This is a genomic window from Bacillus sp. SIMBA_154, from assembly GCF_046536015.1.
Classification (GTDB): Bacteria; Bacillota; Bacilli; order Bacillales; family Bacillaceae; genus Bacillus; species Bacillus pumilus_P.
Genome location: NZ_JAWJBV010000005.1, coordinates 118,478 through 142,629 on the forward strand (window position 1 = coordinate 118,478; position 24,152 = coordinate 142,629).

18 protein-coding genes and 2 pseudogenes are annotated in these 24,152 nt (G+C 42.1%); 2 read left to right on the top strand and 18 right to left on the bottom strand.

All coding sequences use genetic code 11. The features are described 5' to 3' along the window. Positions 1 to 8 precede the first annotated feature (8 nt). The 15 genes and pseudogenes from R0K30_RS10015 to pcrB all read right to left on the bottom strand — a co-directional run bounded on the left by R0K30_RS10015 (position 9) and on the right by pcrB (position 18,667). Positions 9 to 1,151: an acyl-CoA dehydrogenase family protein gene (locus R0K30_RS10015; RefSeq protein WP_410610472.1), complete on the bottom strand. Its 1,143-nt coding sequence runs from the start codon at positions 1,149 to 1,151 to the stop codon at positions 9 to 11. Continuing rightward, the gene (locus R0K30_RS10020; RefSeq protein ID WP_034320179.1) at positions 1,138 to 1,407 is read right to left on the bottom strand and encodes an acyl carrier protein; all 270 of its coding nucleotides are present in this window, start codon (positions 1,405 to 1,407) and stop codon (positions 1,138 to 1,140) included. Before R0K30_RS10020 ends, R0K30_RS10015 begins: the two co-directional genes overlap by 14 nt. A 27-nt stretch (positions 1,408 to 1,434) precedes the next feature. Continuing rightward, positions 1,435 to 2,490 (bottom strand): HAD-IIIC family phosphatase, encoded by a 1,056-nt coding sequence (locus tag R0K30_RS10025; RefSeq protein ID WP_230031528.1) that lies wholly within the window; start codon positions 2,488 to 2,490, stop codon positions 1,435 to 1,437. Between the two features lie 14 nt (positions 2,491 to 2,504). Continuing rightward, the gene (locus R0K30_RS10030; RefSeq protein WP_410610477.1) at positions 2,505 to 3,362 is read right to left on the bottom strand and encodes a 3-hydroxyacyl-CoA dehydrogenase family protein; all 858 of its coding nucleotides are present in this window, start codon (positions 3,360 to 3,362) and stop codon (positions 2,505 to 2,507) included. Further along, positions 3,359 to 4,069 carry a thioesterase II family protein gene (locus R0K30_RS10035; RefSeq protein ID WP_410610479.1) on the bottom strand — a complete coding sequence of 237 codons (711 nt, stop codon included), beginning with the start codon at positions 4,067 to 4,069 and terminating at the stop codon, positions 3,359 to 3,361. Before R0K30_RS10035 ends, R0K30_RS10030 begins: the two co-directional genes overlap by 4 nt. Beyond that, positions 4,066 to 5,046 carry a C39 family peptidase gene (locus tag R0K30_RS10040; RefSeq protein WP_410610481.1) on the bottom strand — a complete coding sequence of 327 codons (981 nt, stop codon included), beginning with the start codon at positions 5,044 to 5,046 and terminating at the stop codon, positions 4,066 to 4,068. Before R0K30_RS10040 ends, R0K30_RS10035 begins: the two co-directional genes overlap by 4 nt. Continuing rightward, entirely contained in the window at positions 5,009 to 6,550 is a 1,542-nt protein-coding gene (locus tag R0K30_RS10045; RefSeq protein WP_410610483.1) for a serine hydrolase domain-containing protein, read from the bottom strand. The genes R0K30_RS10040 and R0K30_RS10045 overlap by 38 nt, the downstream gene beginning before the upstream one ends. After that, on the bottom strand, positions 6,547 to 8,478 hold the full coding sequence (locus R0K30_RS24040; RefSeq protein WP_486304016.1) for a condensation domain-containing protein: 1,932 nt from the start codon (positions 8,476 to 8,478) through the stop codon (positions 6,547 to 6,549). Before R0K30_RS24040 ends, R0K30_RS10045 begins: the two co-directional genes overlap by 4 nt. Continuing rightward, positions 8,455 to 9,732, bottom strand: a pseudogene (locus R0K30_RS24045) (non-ribosomal peptide synthetase); the annotation flags it as partial. The gene R0K30_RS24040 and the pseudogene R0K30_RS24045, both read right to left, overlap by 24 nt. After that, positions 9,724 to 11,016 (bottom strand): annotated as a pseudogene (locus R0K30_RS24050) (condensation domain-containing protein); the annotation flags it as partial. The pseudogenes R0K30_RS24045 and R0K30_RS24050, both read right to left, overlap by 9 nt. Positions 11,017 to 11,107: 91 nt before the next feature. Next, positions 11,108 to 12,307 carry an MFS transporter gene (locus tag R0K30_RS10055; RefSeq protein WP_230031523.1) on the bottom strand — a complete coding sequence of 400 codons (1,200 nt, stop codon included), beginning with the start codon at positions 12,305 to 12,307 and terminating at the stop codon, positions 11,108 to 11,110. A gap of 133 nt (positions 12,308 to 12,440) precedes the next feature. After that, positions 12,441 to 13,628 (bottom strand): CamS family sex pheromone protein, encoded by a 1,188-nt coding sequence (locus R0K30_RS10060; protein ID WP_370461142.1) that lies wholly within the window; start codon positions 13,626 to 13,628, stop codon positions 12,441 to 12,443. 15 nt (positions 13,629 to 13,643) lie between these two features. Further along, positions 13,644 to 15,650: an NAD-dependent DNA ligase LigA gene (gene ligA, locus R0K30_RS10065; protein ID WP_230031522.1), complete on the bottom strand. Its 2,007-nt coding sequence runs from the start codon at positions 15,648 to 15,650 to the stop codon at positions 13,644 to 13,646. 44 nt (positions 15,651 to 15,694) lie between these two features. Continuing rightward, the gene (gene pcrA, locus R0K30_RS10070; RefSeq protein ID WP_099727374.1) at positions 15,695 to 17,917 is read right to left on the bottom strand and encodes a DNA helicase PcrA; all 2,223 of its coding nucleotides are present in this window, start codon (positions 17,915 to 17,917) and stop codon (positions 15,695 to 15,697) included. Between the two features lie 57 nt (positions 17,918 to 17,974). Next, positions 17,975 to 18,667, bottom strand: a complete 693-nt coding sequence (gene pcrB / locus R0K30_RS10075; protein ID WP_410610490.1) for a heptaprenylglyceryl phosphate synthase — start codon at positions 18,665 to 18,667, stop codon at positions 17,975 to 17,977. A gap of 273 nt (positions 18,668 to 18,940) precedes the next feature. On the opposite strand from pcrB, the gene R0K30_RS10080 reads away from it, so the two are divergent. Then, entirely contained in the window at positions 18,941 to 19,363 is a 423-nt protein-coding gene (locus R0K30_RS10080; RefSeq protein ID WP_257213768.1) for a DUF2283 domain-containing protein, read from the top strand. Here the strand turns inward: R0K30_RS10080 and R0K30_RS10085 are convergent. After that, positions 19,344 to 19,574: a hypothetical protein gene (locus R0K30_RS10085; protein WP_249705252.1), complete on the bottom strand. Its 231-nt coding sequence runs from the start codon at positions 19,572 to 19,574 to the stop codon at positions 19,344 to 19,346. The two genes, R0K30_RS10080 and R0K30_RS10085, sit on opposite strands and share 20 nt — an antisense overlap. Positions 19,575 to 19,711: 137 nt before the next feature. Here R0K30_RS10085 and R0K30_RS10090 point away from each other — a divergent pair, with 137 nt between their 5' ends. Beyond that, a complete protein-coding gene (locus R0K30_RS10090; RefSeq protein ID WP_410610492.1) occupies positions 19,712 to 21,292 on the top strand; it encodes an FMN-binding glutamate synthase family protein in 1,581 nt (526 codons plus the stop codon). 247 nt (positions 21,293 to 21,539) lie between these two features. Here the strand turns inward: R0K30_RS10090 and R0K30_RS10095 are convergent, their stop codons facing one another. Continuing rightward, on the bottom strand, positions 21,540 to 21,854 hold the full coding sequence (locus R0K30_RS10095; protein WP_099727379.1) for a YerC/YecD family TrpR-related protein: 315 nt from the start codon (positions 21,852 to 21,854) through the stop codon (positions 21,540 to 21,542). 553 nt (positions 21,855 to 22,407) lie between these two features. Then, positions 22,408 to 24,150, bottom strand: a complete 1,743-nt coding sequence (locus tag R0K30_RS10100) for an adenine deaminase C-terminal domain-containing protein (protein WP_230031517.1) — start codon at positions 24,148 to 24,150, stop codon at positions 22,408 to 22,410. Positions 24,151 to 24,152 lie beyond the last annotated feature (2 nt).

The following is a 24,152-nucleotide window of genomic DNA, read 5'->3' on the forward strand; positions in this document are numbered from 1 at the left end:
CTTTCTCTCTAAGAATGCTTCACGAAATAATGGCGTAAACCATAGTTAGCAATGACCTGCTGCTGAATTTGTGAAGTCCCTTCAATAATTTCAAGCACCTTCGCTTCACGATACAGTCTTGAAGCTGAATTTTCCCGGCTAAATCCGCTTCCCCCATGGATTTGGACATTTGTATTTGTAATATCAACGGCGATTTTAGATGTGAAATATTTTGCGATTGATGTCTCTGTGATGGCATCAGGATGCTGCGCTTGTCTCATTTCTCCGGCCTTTAGGCATAAGGCTCTCGCTGCATGGAGCTGGGTGACCGCATCTCCGATCATGCCTTTGATCATTTGATGCTTGTACAGTTTTTCATTAAATTGTGTTCTTTTACGTGAATACGTGACGAGAGAATCAACGGCTTCCTGTGCAATGGCAAGCCCTGCCCAAGCAACACTGTACCTTCCATGATCTAAAGCAAGTGACACCACATGGTTAAATCCGCCCCCAACTGGTCCTAAGACACAGTCTTCATGCACCTGTACATGATCGAGGGTGATTTCTGCTAAATAAGACGCTCGGTTGGCCATCATTCCTGTAATCCTCTCAATCTCTACACCTGGCTGATCTCGCTCGACAAGGAATGCGGTGACTTGTTCGCCATCTCTAGCAATCACAATAAAGAAATCCGCAATCGCTCCAAAGGAAATCCACTTTTTCTTCCCATTCAAGACATAAGACTGTCCATCCTTTTGATAGCTTGTTTCAACATGATTGGCATCTGATCCAATATTCGGCTCTGACAAAGCAAAGGCACCGATTTTTTCCCCTTTGGCTAATGCAACGAGCCAGCCTTGTTTTTGGTCTTCTGTTCCATAACGAAGAATGGCTTCTCCTACGAGAGAGTTCACTGTCAATAATGTCCGTACATTACAGCAAGCTTTCCCTACTTGTTCAGTGAACTGTCCATACGCAATCGGATTAAGCCCCAGTCCTTGATAGGATGATGGGATACCTGCTGCCAAGTAGCCTCTTTTCGCCATATCGAGAATCAGCGACTCCGGCAAATGTTCTGTTTCATCGAATTCATTGGCAAACGGGCGGATATGTTCATCGCAATACTGTCGTATTTCCTCAATGGCATCAATTGTTTGTTCAGCTGTTTTCATGAAGGGCCGCCCCCTGTTGTTTTTTCTCAATTAAGGAGACAATGCGATTGACCGTACTAAAATTGGCAATGTCGAGGTCTTCGTTGTCTAACTGGAAGTGAAAGTCATGTTCAATGTAGTTCACTAGTTTCATCGCAAAAAGAGAATTGACAAAACCTTGTTCAAAAATGTGATCATCATTTCCTAACTCAATTTCTTCATCAAATACCACTAGGTTTTGCTCAATATATGCTCTTACTTGTTCGTGTAGGTTCATGATTCAATCTCCTCGCTTTTCGCTTTTTTATTGTTTGGCTGGGGCTTTTTGGTCAATCTCAACTTTGACATCTACGTATTCTGGGAAAGGCTGAATCAAGCTTAAATCGTTTTCAAACAAAATATAGCCATCCTCCCCATTCTCGATTTCTTTGAAATTCGCAAACTTGTATGTGATATACATCATGCGGTTTCGGTCTGTTTGTTTAAAGTCGGCCACAAGCCGCTTTCCTCGCTTTTTCGCTTCTTGCAAAATCGTTGTGAGTAAAATGGTCCCGACACCTCGAGACATGACGCGGCAAGACATGAGCAGCAGTTTGACATGCCAGGTGTCACCTATTTCTTCTATTAATGAGAGTCCAATTTTCCCATAGGACCCGAATTTGTCTTCAAGTTCACAGACAAGCAGCAAGTGAGCATCTGATTGACGGAAGTAATCAAGCTCTGCATAATCGTAGGTTTTTCCGCTTGCATTTAATTGATTGGTACGGACAGTTAGTTCTTCGGCTCGCTGGAGGTCCTGTTCTCCTGCTTCCGATATAACGAATTTCATATGTAAAGACGCCAAAAATTTCTCAGGCGGCCCTTCATATTTCTCTTCTTCCTGCTGCCTTTTATCCGCTTCTAAGTACATTTTTCTACGTCGTCTTGCATCCTCTGTGATAAAGACTGGACGCAGCCGATCATCTGTGAGCAACGTCATATAATCCACCGCATCCCAGCACGTAATCTCCGGATGAACAGCCTTCACTTCTTCTCGTTCAAATGGCTGATCATCAATAAAGAGAATGGTATCTTTATGAATATTCAAGCGCTCGCTGATTCTCTTTAATGAACTAGATTTGGCATTCCAATGAATCTCTGGATAGAGGAAGAAATGATCGATTCCGAAGGCGGAGAGCTTTTCCTTCACGGCTGTTTCATCATTTCGGCTTGCGATAGAAAGAAGGATACCGCGCTCATCTAGCTCCGTTAACACTTCCTTGATCGATGGCTTTAACGTCACCTCATCTGATTCAAGTAAAATCCCATCCCATAATGTATGATCTAAATCCCAGACAACACACTTGATTTGCTTAGCCATTTTGTTTTCTCCTCTCACATGTCATATTGGAAAAAGCCCTTACCTGATTTTTTTCCGTACTCGCCTGCGTCGACCATTTTGACAAGTAGAGGACACGGACGGAACTTCGGATCTTTGTAACTCTCGTATAAAACAAGCAATGAATTCAAAATCGTATCGAGCCCGATCAAGTCACCTGTCGCAAGTGGACCCATTTTATGACCGAAACCTCCGCGGAAAATTTTATCGACATCCGCTGGTGTGGCAACTTGATCTTGCACCGTCCAAATGGCTTCGTTGATTGTCAGCATAAGCACTCGGTTGGAAACAAATCCTGGGAGATCATGTACCACTACAGGTGTTTTATCAAAGGATTTCAAGAAACCTTTTGCCGTTTCAACTGTGTCATCAGACGTTGCTTTTCCTCTAATCACTTCAACTAACGCTTTAAGAGGAACAGGGTTCATAAAATGCGCCCCAATAACCTTCTCAGGGTAATGCATAAGGGCCCCTACCTTTGTGATGGAAATACAGCTTGTGTTGACAAAATAAATGGTTTCTTTCGCACATATATCTCGCAGCTTTTCATAAATTGGTTTTTTCATCTCCCAATCTTCTGTCACATTTTCAATGACGATATGCGCATCATGTAAGCCTTCAAATGAAGTCGTTAGCTGGATTTGAGACAATACGTTTTCTAAAGACAACGAAATTTTCTTCTTTCTCACAAATTGAACCAATTGGTATGTCTTCTTGATTTTTTCTAGCGCTTCGTTTAGTTTTTCTTCTGTGATATCAACTAGTGTGACTTGATAGCCATTTGCTGAAAGGTCTAAAGCCATATCAGCCCCCATCACACCTGCTCCAATCACGCCTATGTGCTTCGTGTTCATTTCTCCAACACTCCAATTCGCTTTAAAATGACATTGATTTTCTCTACCACTTCATTTGTTAATGAATGAATAAAAAAGTGATCTCCATCGAATTCAAAAAACGCACAATCTTCGCTTGTATATTGGTCCCAATCGTCTAAATCAAACAGCACAGAAGGCAAATCTCGCGTACCATAAAAAATAGAAATTGGACAAGCAGCTGGAACGACTTCATCACACTGATAGGTCTCTAGAAGCTGAAAGTCTGCTCTTAAAATCGGCAGAAAGAAATCAAGTACTGCATGGTTATCGGCAAGCTCCTCAGGAACGCCGCCCATTGCAATAATCGCCTCTTTTAATTTGGTATCTGACAGCTGATGATAGACTTTCTTTTCTGGAATATGTGGTGGAAAGCGTCCAGAATAAAAGACATGGACAGGCTCTTTGTTGAATCTTGTTTTCATTCTTTTTTGTAATTCGTATGCAAGGACAGCTCCCATACTATGACCGAAAATGGCGTAGGGCTCTCCATCTTTTAAGAAAGAGGACGCCTGTAAATAAAGATCATCTGCGACCTGCTGTAAATCGGTCAGCACAGGCTCTGTCATTCTTGTCCCGTGTCCAGGGAGTTCAAGTGCACGAATTTCTATCGACAGGTCTATATAAGATTTCCACGTACTGAATACGGTGCTTGCTCCACCTGCGTACGGTAAGCAAAATAACTTCACGACACGCCACACTCCCTTTTGCATTTGATTGCCAACGCTTCAAGCCAGTTTTTTTCATCATGGATAATTTGTTCTAAGGAAGCTTTGATGCTGGCTTGGTACCTGCTGGACATGTCACCTGAAAAAAGGAGTTTCGCTGCCTGATGCCTCGCTTTCTCCCATTCTGCTAAAATACGTTCCATCCACCGCATCAACTCAGGCAGATCTTCTTTGATCAGACTCAGCCGATACAGCTCCACTTTCTTCGTATTGATGACCTGATTGAAAGATGCCACGAGCTTCTCGATGTCATTCAATTGCGAAAACTGCTCATAAAATGTTTCGAGTGCTGTGATTCCTTTTTCTATTGCGTCAAGCTGACCATGCATATTTCTCAGGAAATAAGCTGTTTTTTGAGCAAATAATTCAGTCGAGACCTTTTTCGAATCAAAGTGGAAAGCCGCATAGGAATGAAATTGATCATTCGGCTGAAAATAATCATGAAAGGTGTCATATCCTTTCTGCACGTCTGTATATGGCAACACTTGATGCTCATACGACAAATTATCTAAATGCCGATTCTCTAATACATGGAAAATTTGCTGATTTTCATGAAAACCCGTGATTAAAATCGAATGCCGGCTATGTGTCGTCAAATACTCTTTTCTACCTCGCTGAACGTAAGGATCTACCCACACAATAACCGGGCGATTCAGCGTCACATCTTGTTTGACTTTCTCAGTGAGATTGGCACAACGCGTGATTTTTTCGACTTGAATGCCTTGTAAATTCATAATCTTTTCTGGATCGTGTGTCGACATCCAGTCAATCTGCAAAAAACCTTCTTCTGTAAGTTCATATGCGAATTGATCATTTAATAAGTATGGAGCGACTTCTTGATCATGCAGCTTGACAATCGGGAAAAAGCAATTGAAGAAGCAGCTGCGATAAAACAAATCATTATAAGGATGAATGCCCGAAATCTGTTTGATGGTCATCTTTTTGTCCTCTCTTTCCAGCAGTAGATGTCACCATGAATCCTTTGATGAAACCAATCGTACAAAACCAAACAAAAAACAAATAATAAGAGATCGCTAGTTCAATGAGAGAGGAAGGTCCCCATACAAAAATCATTTTCCAAGGCAGCCCATTAAAGGCAGCCTGCGATAGAATCATTGGCAGGATCAATATTCCGATCAAGAGCAATACCCAGCAGAGACCTTTCAGCCAAACGCCAAGTGTCATTTTCCGCTGAACCACAGCACCACTTTTTACACGCTTCCTCCACTTGATAAATCGAAGAATAGACACCGTTTGCAGTAAAATAAAAAGACATGTAGCGGCAAGACTCAATTGATCAATGAGCTGAAATGGATCCATTGATGATTCTTCTTGATCATTTGTTCCCACAATCGCTTTGGCAACAAGACGAGCCGTTTGTTCGGTGTAGCTGCTATTCATATTTGCTAACACTCCGATCGCAACGCCTTCTTTTGGCTGGATCAGAAAAAATGATGAATAATTTGGGTTAGAGCCTGCATGGAATAACGATTTCACATGCTCATGTTTTTTTTCTATATACCAGCCGGCATTGTAATAGACATGCTTCCCTTCGTCTGGGACATTCACAGTCAAGTGATCAGGATTTTTCACAAAACGAGACCACGTTGAATCGGTCAATTGATATTGCAGCCAAGTACCAACCTCCTGGCTATTCATCACAATATAGCCAGCAGGGGTATTGCCTCGATATTCCGGTGCGTGATAAACATGCGGAGCAAGGAATTGCAGTTTAAACCCTTCCGAAACAACACCGTGCTTCATTCGTTCGGGCCCAGCCTCCGTTTGGTCAAGATGATGTCTTTTAAACAGCCCTTTCATATATGCCTCATATGGCTGCCTTGTTACATTTTCAATGATGAGACCAAGGACATCATAGTTGATGGTGGCATATTCAAAGGAGCTTCCCGGCTTGCGGTTAAGTTCGATTGATTTCAGCTGATGGACTGTTTTTTTCAACGCATCCTTTGCATCATCTGGCTGGATAAGCGCAATGGTTTGAAAGGGAATGCCGCTTGTGTGATGCATCAATTGATCCACTGTGATCCGCTGAGGCTTGCCATGGTACGTTGGAAAAAAACCTGGAATATAGCTACTTACCGGTTCTTTCAGATCTATTTTCCCTTGTTTCTCTAGGTCAACAATAGCAAGGGCGGTAAACGCCTTTGATGTAGAGCCAATTTCAAAAAAAGTGCTGTCTGTCACAGGCTCCTTCTTCTTTCGCTCCGCATAACCAAAGCCTTTTTGGTACACCACTTGGTCCTTTTTCACAACCACAACGGACATGCCTGGAATGCGCCCATGCTCCATCTGTTCTTCAATCACTTGATCAATGGCCTTAGATGAAATCGCTGCTTGTGCATTTGTTTGGCCGGCAACACTACTGATCCATAACATTGCCAGGACAAATGAAATGTAGACAATGTGCTGACTCTTCCTCATGTAAATAACGAATCCATTTCTTCAAGAGACATGTCCACTGTCTCAAAGTCAGACGGTGTAAATTCGATCTCTTCCGTCTCTAGACAATGCTGAACCAAACGTTCAATTTGCCGCTCTACCTCATGCAAAAGCTGCGTCATCTCTGTTTCACTCAGCTGTTTTTCACTAAAAGATAGATGGAAAATCAGCTGACCACCCTTGATTGTTGCGACCATATCGATGACGGTTGTTAATTGATTATCTAATGACGAATCAGCACCTGAAGAAAAATAGGACATCTCATAATCAGGTGATTGTTTAAGTACCTGATCGATCTCACCTAAATAGTTAAACCGTAGTTGTGGCGCTGAATGGTCCGGAAGCTGTCTATTGATGAGTGACAACAGACCATAGACTGCACCTTTATTTGGTACTTCACGTATCGTTTCTTTGACAGCCCGAATATGATCTGCAACAGATTCAGAAACATTCACATTCACTGGATACATGGTTGTAAACCATCCGAACGTTCTAGACACATCAATATCTTCCTGCACAGCATCCCTGCCATGGCCTTCTAATTCTAAAGAAATCTGCTTTTGATTCGTTTGCTGAGAACAGGCTTGCGTTAACGCTGAGATTAACAATTCATGAGGCTGCGTTTGATACGCCTTGTTCGCTTGATTGATCAATTGATCCGTCAGCTCAACTGATAATACCTTGGTCAATTTGATTTCATCTTTGACATATCCCTCATTTGCAGCCACTTGATACAAAGGCTGAATATCCTGCACCTCTTTTTGCCAATAGCTGAATTCCTTTTTTACATCACCTGATGCTGCATACTGGTTCATCCGCTCCGCAAACGTCTGATATGAATGTGTTTTGAGCGGAAGCATCTCTGCTGTGACCTTTTCTGCATGCAATAATTTCATCAAGTCCTCCACAAGAATTTGCCATGACATGCCGTCAGCTAAAAGATGATGTGCGGCAAAAATGAGATGTGATTGAGCTGTGGTTTGACAAAGTGCTGCCTGAATTAATGGTCCTTGATAAAGATGGGTCCTCTGCTTCAACTGAAAACCCACTTCTTTTAACGCTTCTTGCACATTCTCTTCTGACAGCTCCGTGAAATCGTGTATCATCAGCGGAATATGCTGCATGCTTTCATCATAATAGAGTGTGTTTGTCGTTTCTTGTACTTTTAACCTTAATCCATCATGATGAATGACCAGCTCTTTTAAAGCATCGTTCAAGATCCTTTCATCCATCTTCTTCTTTGAATGAACAATGATGGATTGATGCCAGAAATGTTCGTCTTTTAACCGCTGGGACCAGAACCATTCGACAATTGGTATCGATTTCACATCGCCCTCAGCCTGCTCTTGTGAGATATGTAATGCCGGTTCTTGCTGGACGACTTGTGCCATTTCTCTAAAAATTGGATAAGTAAATATATCTTTTGTTTTTAAATAGAGTCCCTTGTCTTTTAACTTCGCAATAAATTGAATCGCCTTAATGGAGTCACCGCCAAGCTGATAAAAATGATCAGCTGGGTCGATCTTTTCATGCCCTAAGATATCTTTTGCTGTATCTATTATGATCTCTTCGATGACCGCTTTTTCCTTAGACCATTCAACCTCTGTTTCCACTTGAGACAGCAATGGATCAGGCAGTGCTGCTCGATTGACTTTTCCGTTTTGAGTTAGCGGGAGCTCATCTAGTATGACAATATACGCTGGGACCATATAAGCTGGCAGCTGCTCTGATAATTTTTTTCTTAGTAAAAAGGTCGTCATCTCTTTTTCTTTTAATTCAATATAAGCAGCCAGCTGTTTTTCTCCAGCCTGATCGGTTAGATCAATGACAGCGGCTTTATCAACTTCATCGAGTGCCATAAGCGCAAGTTCAATTTCCCCCAGCTCAATCCGGTAGCCTCTCAGCTTGATTTGATGATCAAGCCGGCCAATATATTCAATCTTTCCATCATTTGCTCGTTTGGCAATGTCACCTGTTCGGTACATGCGGCGATGGCTTACAAATGGATTCGGCAGAAAGCGCGATTCCTGCAAATCAGGTCTTTGCCAATATCCTCTGCCAACACCCTCGCCTGAAATATACATTTCTCCTACTGTCCCTGGTAACACCACTTGCTGATTTTCATCTAAAAGGTAAATCTCCGTATTTGGCATCGGCACACCAATAGACACTGACGTCCCGCCATCGTCTTGTTGAAATTGATGAATCATGCAGCCAACGGTTGCTTCAGTTGGTCCATATTCATTAAAGATCGAAATTCGTCCATCACTTGCCTCTGTGATTCTTTTGGCCAAAGCTGCCGGTAATTGCTCCCCGCCAACAATCATCCGTTTCACTACTGATTGAGACAGTGCAGCATCTGTTAGCAGCGCCATATGAGCTGGTGTCAGTTTGATGACTTTTGCTTTTTGATCAAACAAGATATGTTCTAGTAAAAAACCTGACTGATCCTCTTGACGATAGATCACCACTGTACTTCCAGTCACCAATGGCGTATAAATGGATGTCACAGTTAAATCAAATGCAATGGATGAATACAAGGCAAAATGATCATCTGCTGAATCTGTATAGTGTGTTTTGGCAGACAAGATATAGTTCACTAAGCTTCGGTGCTCAATCATGACGCCCTTTGGCTGTCCTGTAGAGCCGGACGTATAGATCATATATGCGACATCTCCAGCATCTCCAATGAATGAATGTGCTGAATCATACTGATCTAAGTCATCCCACACGCTATACACATTGTACGTATCGCCTTCAAAATGGTATGACGACGCTTGTTCTGTGAAAAACAGCTTCGCCTGACTATCATCCAAAATAAACTGAATGCGCTCCTGCGGATACTCAGGATCAATCGGTACGTATGCACCGCCCGCCTTTAAAATTCCAAGCAGCAGCACAATAAGTTCTGGTGAATGGTTCATGCATACTGCAACAAAGTCATGCCTCTGTAAGCCTTTTGTTTGGAGGAAATGTGCCATTTGATTGGTTTTTCTCTCAAGTTCACCGTATGTCATTACATGAGATCCATCCTGAAGTGCGATTCGATCAGGGGAAGTCTTAGACATATCTGTGATCAATTCATGGATTTTTTGTTTCTGTGGAAATCGGACGGCTGTGTCATTCCATTGATAAAGCTCTCGATGTTTCTCCTCTTCTGTCATAAGAAGTACGTCTTTTATGTGCTGCTTAGGCTGGGTGAGTATGTTCTCGACAAATAGGAGCATCCTCTCATGAAGAAAATTGATGTCTTCCTTGCCGTAATCTGAGATTTTGTAATCATATTGCAGCTCGATTTGCCCTTTTTCATCCCATTCTTTCACAGCAACTTGTAAACCGTATGGCTGGAAGCCATTGTAAAGCTCTATGTATTCAACTGCGTACCCTTCCATCTCCTGCACCATATTTGTGCTGTAGGAGTTGATAAAGATTTGAAAAAGCTGATCATATCCTGCCTTTGCAAGCTCTAAATCTTTGACAAGTGCGTCATATGGATAGCGCTGATGCAGGAAGTAAGCCTTATAGTTTTTTTGAACGTCTGTCAGACTTTCTAACAAAGATAGATGAGGATCGATCTTCATTCGATAAGGCATTGTGCTGACGGTCATACCGGATGTGGCTTTCTCCTTTTGCCCGGAACGATTGAGAACTGGCGTCCCAATAATAAAATCTTTTTGCTGGTATTTTTTATGCAAGTAAACGAAGAGGCCTAAAGTAAATAAAGAGTTGATTGAACAATGATGGGTGTCTATAAATTCATAGATTCTTTCTGAGAGTTGTCGATCAAGATAATGGCTTTGTCGATGGCCTTTGATTTGGTCAGTTCCCTGTACCAAATCACTTTCAGACACATCAGATAATGTTTCTTTCCAAAATTGCTGATCTTTTTTAAATCTTGGGGAGTTCATATATTTCGATTCTTTATCAATAAAAACAGAATGATTGTCTGCTTCTTGTTCGATAGAGGAGCTGTGTGTAAGAGCAGTGTAAAGTTGACTAATTTTATCGATGATGACTTTCATCGACCATCCATCTGCTACAGTATGATGGCATTTGATGAAATAACCGGAATGCTGTTCGCCGACTTTCAATACGGCAAATTCGGCGAGAGAGGTTTCTAGTAACTGAAATGGTGTTTTGAAGGCTTTTCCGGCCCATTCTAACATGTGTTCATGTGTGGAAAACTCATAGGCAGGAATATGGTTGTCTGTGTTTGAAGCAACGTATTGAAGAATCTCTCCGTCTTTCTCTACTAGCTTGAGACGAAGTGATTCTGTCGTCTTGATACAAGATGCAATGGCCTGCTTCAGTTTGTCGAGCTGCAACGGCCCATTGACAAAAATGATACCGCCAATATGATTGATCGGTGTTTTTGGATAAAATGTTTCCATGTTCATCACGCGCCGCTGCGGATGTGTTAATGGCCAATATACTAAACTACTAGTCAATTACGCCACCTCTACTTTTCATATAGTTAACATTTCTACGAACATATTAAATCATACAATAGTATTTTTGTAAATAATTGAGATAAAATGTCTAAATTTGTTCATTTTTTAATCTAGACGCTAGGAAAGCCGACACAGTAAACAGGACAACGTTTATAAAAAAGACGACTCTTGCCCCAAAGAGATCGGTCATGGTGCTCATAATGAGGATGGACATTCCGTATATAAAAGTTGATAGTGTATGTTGAGCTGATAGTATTTTAGGCAATTCAATTTGACTCAGTGTATCTTGTACATATGTGCGAATGGAAATGCTGCGAAGCTGAAAGGCTGGGCCTAACAAAAAGACAAATAACAAACTCAGCCAAGCTGAATGATTCAGCCCTAAGCATAGGGTCAATACGGCAACGATCACCGAGCTGTAAAAAATGTGATCAAACAAACGCTGTTCCACATGCTTTGCAAACCGCAGCACGAGCAGGCCGCCTAGAATGGTTCCGCCAAAATAGCTTGCGTTAATAAAGCCCCACCATGTGGCAGGCTGGTGTAAGACTTCTGTAACATAGACAAGGATAATGGCACCAGTCCAAATACTTCTGCCGCACATGGAAAGCATTTCTAAAATCGTTAATGTTCGAATTGTCGGCTTCTCATACATGAGCTTCCAGCCTGAAAAGACCCTTGCACCAAATGATTCAGACTGTTTCTCTTGTTTAGCCGCAGCTCCAGTATCGATGATAAAGAGCATGGATATGAGCGACAAACTGTATAAAACAAGTGTCGTCAAAAGTAAAAATTGTGGTCCTAGAATGCCAATAAATAGTCCTCCTAAAAGCCAGCCTAGTAAAAGGACAATTTGATCAGAAGTTAAGATATAGCTATTGGCTTTTAGTAAAAAGTGCTTTTCTACTAAACGTGGAATCATTGAATTTCGAACAGGAATGGTTCCTCCATCTATCAAAGAAAGTAGAAATACAATGATAAAAAAAAGAGGAATAGAAAATGTTGATAGTTGTAGAATATAAATGAAAATTAAGCAGCCGAAGAAAGTAATTTGACAAATTTGCAAATAGATAATGAGCCTTTTTAGCTTAAGCTGATACATAAAGAAAGGGATGAGTATCGCTCCAAGTGCTTGTCCAACAAACTGCGAGACGGCTACCATTGAAGCAATCAGCGTAGAATTTGTTAATTGATACGTCAGGATGGTAAGAACGAGGACATATAGTGAATCCCCAAAATTAGCTAGGGTTTGACCCCCTAATAAAAAGTAAAATGATTTGTTTTTCATATTTATCTCCATTTTCTCTTCATTACCAATCATAATAATACATTATTTTCTACACTTCTACTTTTTATAACAATTTTTTCATGATTTGATACATTTTACCTAATTTAAAAAACCGCCAAAAGGCGGTTTTTTATTAGTCATATATATGGACGATAGGTTCTTTGTCTTCAGCATTTTTCGTGATCAGGGCTTCTTGTTGATCAGAAGATGTGATGTTAATTTCTATATTTGTGCTCTTATAGTAGTCCATCACTTCACCTGTTAAATATTGCGTGAAAGCCACGACTTCCGTTTTTCCGTAGAACTGCATTGGAATTTCTACTTTCATTTTTTGCAGGTTTCCGTTTTTATAGAAACCTTTTCCTACCACTCCAGTGTAATTCGGGAAGTAGTCTTCAACCTTTGTCTTGAAGCGGTCAAATCGCTCTGAATCATCTTTGTAGTTACTTTTCGCATTATTTGAAGGGAAGAATACATTCTCTTCTTTGATCGTATCCCAATTGCCGATATCAGCTGAGCCTGCTTTCACATCGGTTTTGGCGATAAAGTTTCCTGGTACAATCGACGATTTTGGCGCTTGTTTATAAAGGGCAATCATGACAGGCACTTTTTGCAAACCATCCATTTGACGAATTCGTTTGATCACTTGCTCAGCGATTTTTTCGCCCTCTGCCAAGAGTTTCTTTGAATTTTTCGATGAATCGATGGTCACCTCTTGCTGGGGATCACCGATATTTTCACGATAATAATAGACAGAGTTCAGTGCAAGACCAATGACGACTCCACCAAGCTGTAAGCTATTTTTGTCTTTTCGAATTAAGTAATTATGCTCTAGCATCGAAGATAAGTATATTGGACTATTTTCGTTTTTTGACTTTGTTGAACCTGAGTTTGGAAGAGCAGGATTTAAGCCTAGGTTCTTAAAGTCTTTATCTGCTTTTTCAGCTTTTTTCAGATCACTGCCTGTTTTTTTGCGCGCGAGCCAGCTGAGAACGGTATCCTCATCTAAATGCTGTCCTTCTTGGAAAAGATAGTCGTTTGTATTAAATGACTCTGTTGCCAGGCGCATGAGTCCTATTTCAAATTCATCAATATCCAAGCGTGTATTGAGACGCTCTGCTGTTAATCCTCTTGCAGCCCCTTGTTTAAACGGCAGCACCATTTTGTAATAGGAGTCAGAGATATTGTACATGGGGATGATCGCTGTTTCCTTCGTTTCATCCGTTTTTTGTGTGACCTCTTCCTCGTCCTTTCCCCCAAAAGGTGCACACGCTGACAGTACCAGTGTGAGCATTGTCAGCAGCAATAACAACTTTTTCAATAGAAAACACTCCTCTTATTTCTTTAGCTCCTCAAGCATTTTAGCTTCGTCCCAAATTTCAATATTGAGTTCTTCTGCTTTTGTCAGTTTACTACCAGCTGCTTCTCCGGCAATGACTAAGTCTGTTTTTTTACTCACACTACCTGCTAATTTGCCGCCCAATGCTTCGATCGCTGTCTTTGCATCGTTTCGAGACATTTCTTCTAATTTCCCTGTAAGCACGATTGTTTTTCCTGCAAAGTAGGAATCACTTTCTTCTGCTTTCACCGGCTTAGGCCCTGTGTAGTTCATATTGACCCCAAGTTCTTTAAGTTCATTTAGCAGATCCAATATTTCTTCTTTCTCAAAGTAAGTGACGACTGCATCGGCCATTTTTTCACCAATTTCGTCAACCTCGAGTAATTGGTCTTTTGTCGCTTGCTTTAATTGATCGATGTCCTCGAAATGCATCGCTAAGGTTTTCGCCGCTTTAGAACCAATAAATCGAATGCCGAGACCAAACAGTAAACGCTCAAGAGAGTTTTCTTTCGATTGCTCAATCGAACGCAGTAAATTATCGACAGATTTCTCGCCCATTCGTTCGAGCTGAATGAGCTCTTCTTTCGTTAATCGGTAAAGGTCTGACACACGAGACACAAGCTGTTCTTTGAAAAGCTGTGTAATAACACGCTCGCCAAGACCATCGATGTTCATCGCATTACGAGAAACAAAGTGTATGAGTCCTTCACGTATTTGTGCGGGACATTCAGGATTGATGCATCGCAGGGCGACTTCTCCTTCAATTCTCACCAGCTCACTATGACACTCTGGGCATTCAGTCGGCATGTGAAACGGCTTTTCTTCTCCTGTACGCTGATCGATCAGGACGCCTGCGACTTCCGGAATAATATCGCCCGCTTTTTTCACAATCACTTGATCAAAAAGGCGAATATCCTTTTCTTTGATCAAATCTTCATTGTGAAGAGAAGCACGCTGCACGGTCGTCCCTGCTACTTTTACAGGCTCAAGAATCGCTGTTGGTGTGATAACACCTGTACGCCCCACGCTCAGTTCAATGTCAAGCAGCTTCGTCACGACTTCTTCTGCAGGGAACTTGTACGCAACAGCCCAGCGCGGACTTTTTGCTGTAAAGCCAAGCTCTTCCTGCTGAGCCAAGGAATCGACCTTGATGACAATTCCGTCGATTTCATAAGAAAAATCGGCACGCTTTGTTTTCAGTGTTTCGATGAGATCAATCACTTCTTCAATCGTTTGGCACATCCGTCTTTCTTTGTTGGTTTTAAAGCCAAGTTCGTCGAGAAGGTCGAGTCCCGCGCTTTGCGTTTCAACACCGATTTCATCAAGCTCCGCTATACTGTAGACGAAGATATCAAGGTTTCGTTTCGCTGCAATTTTCGTATCAAGCTGACGAAGTGAGCCCGCAGCCGCATTACGCGGGTTCGCAAACGGCTCTTCTTCGTTTTGTAATCTTTTTTCATTTAATGCTTCAAAAGAAGGTTTTGGCATAAATGCCTCCCCTCTCACTTCAATCGACAGAGGACGATTGATTTTGAGCGGGATGGAGCGAATGGTTTTTAGGTTTTCTGTAATATCCTCACCCGTTGTCCCATCTCCACGCGTGGCACCTCGGACAAACACTCCATTTTCATAACGGAGAGAAACAGCGAGTCCGTCAATTTTCAGCTCGACATTGTATGCGATATCGTCACCGACTGCTTGACGAACCCGGCGGTCAAAATCAAGAAGGTCCTGTTCATTAAACGCATTCCCGAGGCTGAGCATTGGTGTGCCGTGACGCACTTTTTGGAAGGCATCTAACACAGCACCCCCTACTCTCTGTGAGGGGGAATCGGCTGCTTTTAAATCAGGGTGTTCTTCCTCTAGAGAGATCAGCTCACGCATCCGCGCATCATATTCAGCGTCAGGAACACTTGGACGATCAAGTGTATGATATTCGTAGTTGTATTGATTCAAAATCTGGTGCAGTTCCTCGATCCGGCGTTTCGCTGCTTCTTTATCCATCTGCTTCTTCCTTTCAAGTCATCCGTTTTATAAGTCCTATCGGTTTATTGCTTCTCGATTGGCGCAAATGCTGCGAGGAGCCGCTTAATGCCTGTAGGGCTTGGGAACGCAATATCAAGCTCTGTGCTGTCTCCGCTGCCTTTCACACTCACGACCGTTCCAACGCCCCATTTTTTATGGGCTGCTTTATCGCCCACAGCCCAGCCAATACTGCCGGCACCTGTGTTTTGAATGGTTTGAGTTTGCGGACGAGAGACAGGGCCCCGTCTTTGCGGTCTTTCTCTTGTTTGGCCAAACGGTGTTTTCTTTTCTTTTTTCTCATTTAGGTTGTCCAATAAATCGGCTGGTATTTCTCTAATGAATCTTGATTCAAGGTTCATGTTCGTCCGGCCGAATAATGTTCTCATTTTAGCACTTGATAAATAAAGCTCTTCTTCAGCCCGTGTGATGCCTACGTATGCAAGGCGGCGTTCTTCTTCCATCTCGGCATCTTCCATCAATGAACGGCTGTGCGGGAAGACACCTTCCTCCATCCCCATTAAGAAAACAACAGGGAATTCTAGACCTTTTGCGGCGTGAAGGGTCATTAAGATGACGGCATCCTGATCTTCTTCCTCATTTTCATCCAGCTTATCAATGTCTGCGACGAGGGCGAGATCCGTCAGGAAGGTCACAAGTGATTTGTCTTCATTTTGTTCTTCAAAATTCTTTGTGACAGATAGAAACTCATCAATATTTTCTAAGCGGCTTTGTGCTTCAATCGTTTTTTCGACCTTAAGCGCTTCACGATAGCCTGTTTTCTCGAGGATCTCTTCTGTTAATTCTGTGACAGATAAATACTCCTGCATGTTCGTCATTTGATCAATGAGCTGTTTGAACTCATCAAGAGCATTGGCTGCCCTCGCACTCAGTCCAATGAAATCTACCTGACCAAGCGCTTCAAACATAGACAGGTCATTCATCTCTGCATATGCCGCAATTTTATCAACAGATGTGGCTCCGATTCCGCGCTTTGGTACGTTGACAATTCGCGCAAAACTAATATCGTCATCTGGATTTGCCACAAGTCGTAAGTACGCCAAAATGTCCTTGATCTCTTTTCTGTCATAGAACTTCGTACCGCCGACAATGTTGTATTGAATGTTTGACTTCAATAATGTTTCCTCTATGACACGGGACTGAGCATTGGTTCGATAGAGGATCGCAAAATCGGATAATTTACGCTTTCCGCTTTGATGAAGCTGATGAATCTTTCCAGCGACAAATTGTCCCTCGCCGAATTCATTATCTGCACGGTAATAGGCAATCTTTGCTCCTTCATCATTTTCTGTCCAAAGGTTTTTTGGTTTACGATTCGCATTGTTTTGTATGACCGTATTTGCGGCATGCAAAATGCGTTTCGTCGATCTGTAATTTTGCTCAAGCAGAATCACTTCACTGGACGGATAGTCTTTTTCAAAGGAAAGAATGTTTGTGATATCCGCTCCGCGCCAGCGATAGATGGACTGGTCTGAGTCACCGACGACACAAATATTTTGAAAACGCTGAGCGAGCAGCTTCACAAGCATGTACTGCGCTCTGTTTGTATCCTGATACTCATCGACATGAATGTATTGGAACTTCCTCTGGTAATGCTCTAATACTTCAGGGATGCGTTCAAACAGACGGATCGTCATCATAATCAAATCATCAAAATCGAGTGACTGGTTTTTGAGTAATCGTTTTTGATAATCTGTATACACATCGCTGACCACTTGATCGTAAAAGTCCCCGGCTGTTTTTGCGTATTCCTCTGCATCAATGAGTTCGTTTTTTGCACTGCTGATTGATCCTAAAATACTGCGTGGGTCGAACTTTTTAGGATCAATATTTCGTTCTTTTAAAATGTTTTTAATCACTGAAAGCTGATCAGATGTGTCTAATATGGAGAAGTTGCGATTCACACCAATGCGGTCAATATCGCGTCTTAAAATTCGGACACACATGCTGTGAAACGTAGAAATCCAAATGTCATCTGCGCCAGGCCCTAAAATGGCTTGGACACGTTCACGCATTTCACGTGCTGCTTTATTCGTAAACGTAATCGCTAAAATGTTCCACGGAGCGACATGCTTTTCTGCCATTAAGTATGCAATTCGATGTGTGAGCACCCGTGTTTTACCACTTCCTGCTCCTGCCATCAGTAATAGCGGACCGTCTGTTGCTTTGACCGCTTCTTTCTGCGCGTCATTCAGCCCTTCTAATAGATGATTCGATATTTCATTCATTCCATTCACCGCCAATTCGAACTTATGTTCTATTTTAACCCGTTTCGTCTCGTTTGACTATGATGACTTTTTGACTGCGTCGACTGTCTTTAACGCTTCTTTGAAATTGTCATAAATGACGTTCCCTACAACGACCACGTCTGCATGCTGTGCAAAGCCTTTTGCCTGATCTGCGTTCTCAATGCCGCCGCCATAAAAAAGAACCGTTTCGTGAAGCACTGCTTTTGTTTCTTTGACAAGCTCTATGTCTCCAAGCGTCCCGCTGTATTCTAGATAAAAAATGGGCAGTTTCATCAAATGCTCTGCCACTCTTGCATATGCCCTTACATCATCTATATCCAGCGCTGTATTTGCCTCTGTAAGCTTGGCCGCTTTACAATCTTTGTTCAAGATCACATATCCTTCTGGCACAATCTCTTCCATTGACATCAAATCACCGTATTCCTTCATCGCATCCTTATGAAGCCCAACAATCCAATCAGGATGAGAGCTGTTTAATACGGCCGGGATGAAATACAGATCGAAGCCCGGCACAATCATCTCATGTGTTGATATTTCAAGCACACATGGCACAAGAAACCGGCGGACCTTTGACATCAATTGGAGCACGTTGTCCTCTGTCACATTGTCACTGCCGCCAATCAATATGGCATCCGTACCAGATTCGCAAATCGTTTCTAGCTGTTCATCGGAAATCTCTTTATTTGGATCGAGTTTAAAGACATGCTTCCACTCGGTAACATCATACATGAAAAACGTTCCTCCATTCGTTTCATTCCATTTAAATATTATAACAAAATCAGTGACCGCAAAAAACGGGTAACCTCCTTCAGCTAAAAGTTTCATTCTTTTGAAAATAGACGATTTCAACTCTAGGTAAGGCTAATGGAGACTATATGGAAAGATCCACTTCAAGAGGAGCTGAGGGAGATAAATATATTGATGCTGAACTGAAATGCGAGCTACTTCGTCTCATCACATGATATTATACAATAAAGGAACATTTTACTATCTACCAAGCAGGTGAATGATTTGAAAAGAACCATCACATATGATCAAACGATCGACATCGGATACATCTATCTCATCCCGCCTGGAATCGGGACAATCAAAGAAACCATTGAATTAGACGTGAATGAATGTGTGAACGCAGACATCGACAAAGAGGGCCGAGTGGCTGGGCTGGAGTTATTTGCAGAAGAAGCCGAGGTTTTGAAGCACACACCCGTTTATGAGGACGAGCTTTCATTACGTTTTACGGATCAGGAAGTTCTCTCAACCTATCATTTATCGGGCATTGAATTTCAATTCTCGACGCCTGATCACAATGGACTGATTGGTTTTACCATTGTCGATCCTCTTCGATATAACGTCAAAAGAAAGACAAGAAAAAACCGTTTTGAATGGTCAAAACGGTTTTTTCAAACTATTGTTTCACTTCATTAAAATAATGGACAGATGTCATAGCCCCTTCATCGACCATCTTGTTGTCTTGGATATCTAACGGATCAGGATGGCCGGCTTTTTCAGGAACCTTTTCATTTGATCGGAACATGCTTGCCCATTTTTTCAGATGCTGTTTATTTTTAACCGCTAATAACACAGCACCTCCAACCCCTAATCCTGCAAGTACATACGTATTTGGACGCTTATTCATATATGTTCCCTCCCCTTGTCAGCTTATTTTTAAGTTACCCCGCCTCTTCATTTCTAAACGTCACAATATGTTCATGTGGTTTCTCTTTGAAGGAAAAGTGGAATAACAACAGTAATGAAAGAGAAAAGAGGGATGACATGACAACTACTTTAATTGTCATAGCCGCACTGCTAGTGATTTGTTTGATCGTACCCATCATTTTATTGATATGGATTTGGATGAGGGATGAAAAGCAAGAAGAACATTCTGTCCTGCGAAATTATCCGGTCATTGGAAAACTACGGTTCATTTTCGAAAAAATAGGACCTGAGCTTCGCCAATATCTCTTTCTCAATGATCGAGAGGAGCTTCCTTTTTCGAGAAGAGAATACGAGCAGGCCGTCATGTCTGGAAAGTACAACAGCCGGACGATGGGGTTTGGATCAAAACGTGATTTTGACAAGCCTGGTTATTACATTCGAAACGTTCTGTTTCCAAAACAGCGAGATGAATTACGAATTGATCAATCCGAAAAAATTCAAACAAAAGTGTATCAGATTGATCAAGATAATTTACTGCGAAGAAGCGAACATATCAAAGAAGTCGAAGCAAAACCTTATTATCTTCATGAAGAGGATGTACAAATCATTGGAGAAAAGACGTGTCGGAAACCTTTCCATGTAAAGGGACTGATTGGTCAATCCGCCATGAGCTATGGCTCCTTAGGCGACCGGGCGATTACGGCGCTATCCTCCGGATTGAAAATGGCCGGCGGCACGTGGATGAACACTGGTGAAGGCGGACTTTCCCCTTATCACCTCAAAGGCGCCGCCGATATCATTTGCCAGATTGGTCCAGGTCTATTTGGAGTCAGAACAGAGGATGGCGCATTTTCCTTCGAAGAATTTAAGAAAAAAAGTGAACATGAAGAAGTCAAAGCCTTTGAACTCAAGCTGGCACAAGGAGCGAAAACACGCGGCGGTCACATTGACGGAGAAAAAGTCACAGAAGAAATTGCGCATATCCGTAAATTACCGCCTCACCAATCGATTGACAGCCCGAACCGATTTGAGATGTTCAATTCCATTCCGGACATGTTTGATTTTATTGAACAACTGCGAAGTATAGGCGGAAAGCCCGTTGGAATCAAGCTTGTTGTCGGACATAAAGAAGACATTGAAGAGCTTGCCAGCTATATGAAAAAAAGCGGAAAGCACCCTGATTTCATTACAGTGGATGGCGGAGAAGGCGGCACAGGAGCTTCCTTTCATGAATTGGCCGATTCCGCAGGCCTGCCGATTTTCACCGCACTCCCAATGGTTCATCAAATATTGAAGGAATATGGTGTCAGAGATCAGCTCAAGCTGTTTGCTTCTGGCAAACTTCTCTCACCTGATAAAATTGCGATTGCCCTTTCAATGGGTGCTGACTTTGTAAATATCGCAAGAGGACTCATGTTTTCAGTCGGCTGCATTCGCGCGCAAGTATGTCACACGAATAAATGCCCAGTAGGAGTCGCCACGACTGATCCAAAGCTGCAAAAGGGGTTATCGATTGAAGAAAAGAAATACCGAGTATGCAATTATATCCTGTCTCTTAGAGAAGGTTTATTTAACTTATCCGCAGCTGCTGGTATTGAATCGCCCATTCATTTTCATGAAAAACATATTATCTTTAGACAAGAGAATGGCCAAACAAGCGAAGTGCCTATGTTCTCAGACACACAGCAGTCTGTCTAGCTTTAAAAGGTGCGGAGACGCACCTTTTTCATTGATATTCCTGATCAATCACGTATAAAGAACTTAGAGAAGTGAATGGAAAAGGGGAGAAAGAGTATGCGTGAGAAAAAGGTGGTTTATGGGCGAGCTAAAGTAAAAGAACAGGGGCCACTTCATCAGTCCCTGTTCGTCGTTTCACAGCGCTTTCGATAAAAAAACTGCAAACAAATCCATTTCGGAAAAAGGATTGTTTACAGTGAAGGCTGCTTTATTTTGTTTCGTCTTTTGCTTGTTGTTCTGCTACGCGGTCAAGTGCCATCGTATAGGCATCGTTTCCGTAGTTCAAGCAGCGTTTGACACGTGAAATGGTTGCGGTGCTCGCACCTGTTTCCGTCTCAATTTTATGATACGTGTTTCCCTCGCGAAGCATACGCGCTACTTCAAGACGCTGTGATAAAGATTGGATTTCATTGATGGTACACAAATCATCAAAAAATCGATAGCATTCTTCCAGGTCTTTAAGGGATAAGATGGAGTTGAATAATTGATCTAAGCTTTTGCCCCTTAATTTATCAATTTGCATCTTTATACATCTTCTCCTTTACTATTGGCACACCGCTTCGCACGACATTTTTCCGAGAAAGCGGTATCTTTCCTGACTCATTTTTTTCAACCTCAGCAATGAGCTTTGAACGAATCATGACAGGTTTGGTTCTACTCTGAAAATGCCGCCGTCAGGTTCTTTCGTAAGCCGAAGCTTCTTTATCGTAAACAAATTCGACAAGTTTTGTCATTTTCCTTGTACGACAATCTGACAAACTTGTTTGCTTCCGATATGTAGATCACTTCTGCTCCATTAGGTCTGCCCTAAATACAGTGTGGAAAGCACGGCGAGACAACAAACAAGCGTCCCGCCTTGCTCAATCATTCAAAATATGTTGGTCGGCCAGCGTAACCGACAGATTCATTTTACAATTAGGGCACTTCACTCGTCATGTCAAAGCCCTCTGCTTTGTCAACATCGCACATAAGATCATTTTCACTTACATGGCAGCGAAGAGACCCATTGCTCACTTCTGCCCTATAACAGCTGTCAGAAATGTGGCAAAGGTGATACAGCTCCACTCTGTTATATTTTAACGCATTATAGACGGAAAGAGTACAGTTTTTTTCATGACATCAAATATTCCTCTTGGTGTCACTCGAATATACGGCAAATGTGTACTTTGGAAAAAGACAAGTGTATCAATTGGACAGTCAAATGGATAGCCTCGCTCAATGAGCAGCTCGCGTAATGTTTGTATCTGCTGAAGAACAGTCTCAAACGGTTCGGCCGATGCACAGCCTGATAATTGCAGCGGGATTTCGTGCAAAATTTTCCCGTTCTCTGTGAGGACGATCCCCCCGCCGATTTCTTTCATTCTCTTATGTGCCAGCATCATGTCCTCTTTATTTTTCCCAATCACTAAAATGTCACCCGTGAGCGAAAATGAGCTGACAAAGCCCTGCACTTTATTTGCAAAACCTTTTAGCATCGTATTCACACGCCACTCGCCTTTTCGGTCAATCAGGCTAAAGAAGCTTTGATCATGGTCACAGGACAGCTGGTTCACGGAGTTATCAATCTCCACTGTATACGGCTCCATGATAACGGCATTTCTCATTTTGACACCAAGAGGCATGGAGAATTGCAAATCGCTCATCGTCAGGTCATAGCCTAAGTCTAGTGGAACAAGCCCGCCATTTTCCCATTTTGTTTCTTGAAATTGATGCTGGTTCTCACCATCTAATTTGAGAATAACCCCTTTAGAAATAACCGTTTCAGGATTTGGGTTCATCGGATCATCTAAAATATTCAAAGAAGCCAATCGACCTGGACCGACAACGCCTAATAAGTCATCCATTTGATAGTATTTTGCAATGTTAAATGTCGCCATATTGTACGCATCAATCGTGGGCACGCCTTCTTCAAGGGCAATTGAAATTAAACGATTAATCATGCCTTCCTCATAAAAGTGAGGGGCAGCTCCATCTGTTGTATAGAAAAAGTGGTCATAGTGCCTAAAATCGCGTTCATGTAGTTCTCTTAAAATGTTCACTAAATCTGGGCGGATGGAAGAATGCCGCAGTGAAACATAGTAGCCAAGAGACAAGCGCTTTAGCACATCATCTGCATTCATTGCTTCATGATCACTGTCCGCTCCAAACAGCTTCATTTTTGTTAGCGTTTTCTCAGAAGCGCCGGGAAAATGCCCTTCAATTCGTTTTCTCTGCTTCTTCGTTTCTTGCATGCAATATAAAATGAGATCATCACCGTCCATCAATCTTGGCCAGCTTGTTAATTCGCCGCCTTGAAGGACGTCAGGATGATCAATCCATTCCTTGCGATAGTTGATTGGAAGCATTTCATCTTCATATCTTACTTCAGTCTGAAGATCGTATCTGGACCACCAAAAATACTGAAATGGCTGCTTTTTTAATTCACATAGAGTGGAAAGCGCTTTCTTTTCATTGCTCTGCAAAAGAAGAAATAAGTTATCGCTGACCATTGTTGTTGTGCCAAATTGAGACACATATTCTGCAAGTGATTGGGGATTATAAATATGGAACGGATGCGCATGAGGCTCAATATACCCTGGCACAATGTATTTCCCTTCACAATCAATCACACGTTTGGCTGATTTATTTTGAGGAAGCTCTGCTCCGACATAAACAATTCGATCATCATGTATCCAAATATTTGCCTTCACCCATTGCTTCAAAAACGGGTTTAGCACGAGTCCATTCGTTAAAAGGAGTGTTGGAACTATTTTTGAGTCGACTACATCGATTTGTGTGCGGATGTCATTGTTTCTCCAATTAAAAGTACGTTCGGACATTC

Coding starts and splice junctions, on each gene's coding strand:
- R0K30_RS10095 (WP_099727379.1), bottom strand. CDS start 21,854: ATGCAAATTGATAAATTAAGGGGCAAAAGCTTAGATCAATTATTCAAC.
- ligA (WP_230031522.1), bottom strand. CDS start 15,650: ATGGATAAAGAAGCAGCGAAACGCCGGATCGAGGAACTGCACCAGATT.
- pcrA (WP_099727374.1), bottom strand. CDS start 17,917: ATGAATGAAATATCGAATCATCTATTAGAAGGGCTGAATGACGCGCAG.
- R0K30_RS10045 (WP_410610483.1), bottom strand. CDS start 6,550: ATGAGGAAGAGTCAGCACATTGTCTACATTTCATTTGTCCTGGCAATG.
- R0K30_RS10020 (WP_034320179.1), bottom strand. CDS start 1,407: ATGAACCTACACGAACAAGTAAGAGCATATATTGAGCAAAACCTAGTG.
- R0K30_RS10025 (WP_230031528.1), bottom strand. CDS start 2,490: ATGGCTAAGCAAATCAAGTGTGTTGTCTGGGATTTAGATCATACATTA.
- R0K30_RS10055 (WP_230031523.1), bottom strand. CDS start 12,307: ATGAAAAACAAATCATTTTACTTTTTATTAGGGGGTCAAACCCTAGCT.
- R0K30_RS10085 (WP_249705252.1), bottom strand. CDS start 19,574: ATGAATAAGCGTCCAAATACGTATGTACTTGCAGGATTAGGGGTTGGA.
- R0K30_RS10015 (WP_410610472.1), bottom strand. CDS start 1,151: ATGAAAACAGCTGAACAAACAATTGATGCCATTGAGGAAATACGACAG.
- R0K30_RS10040 (WP_410610481.1), bottom strand. CDS start 5,046: ATGACCATCAAACAGATTTCGGGCATTCATCCTTATAATGATTTGTTT.
- pcrB (WP_410610490.1), bottom strand. CDS start 18,667: ATGTATGATGTTACCGAGTGGAAGCATGTCTTTAAACTCGATCCAAAT.
- R0K30_RS10030 (WP_410610477.1), bottom strand. CDS start 3,362: ATGAACACGAAGCACATAGGCGTGATTGGAGCAGGTGTGATGGGGGCT.
- R0K30_RS10090 (WP_410610492.1), top strand. CDS start 19,712: ATGACAACTACTTTAATTGTCATAGCCGCACTGCTAGTGATTTGTTTG.
- R0K30_RS10100 (WP_230031517.1), bottom strand. CDS start 24,150: ATGTCCGAACGTACTTTTAATTGGAGAAACAATGACATCCGCACACAA.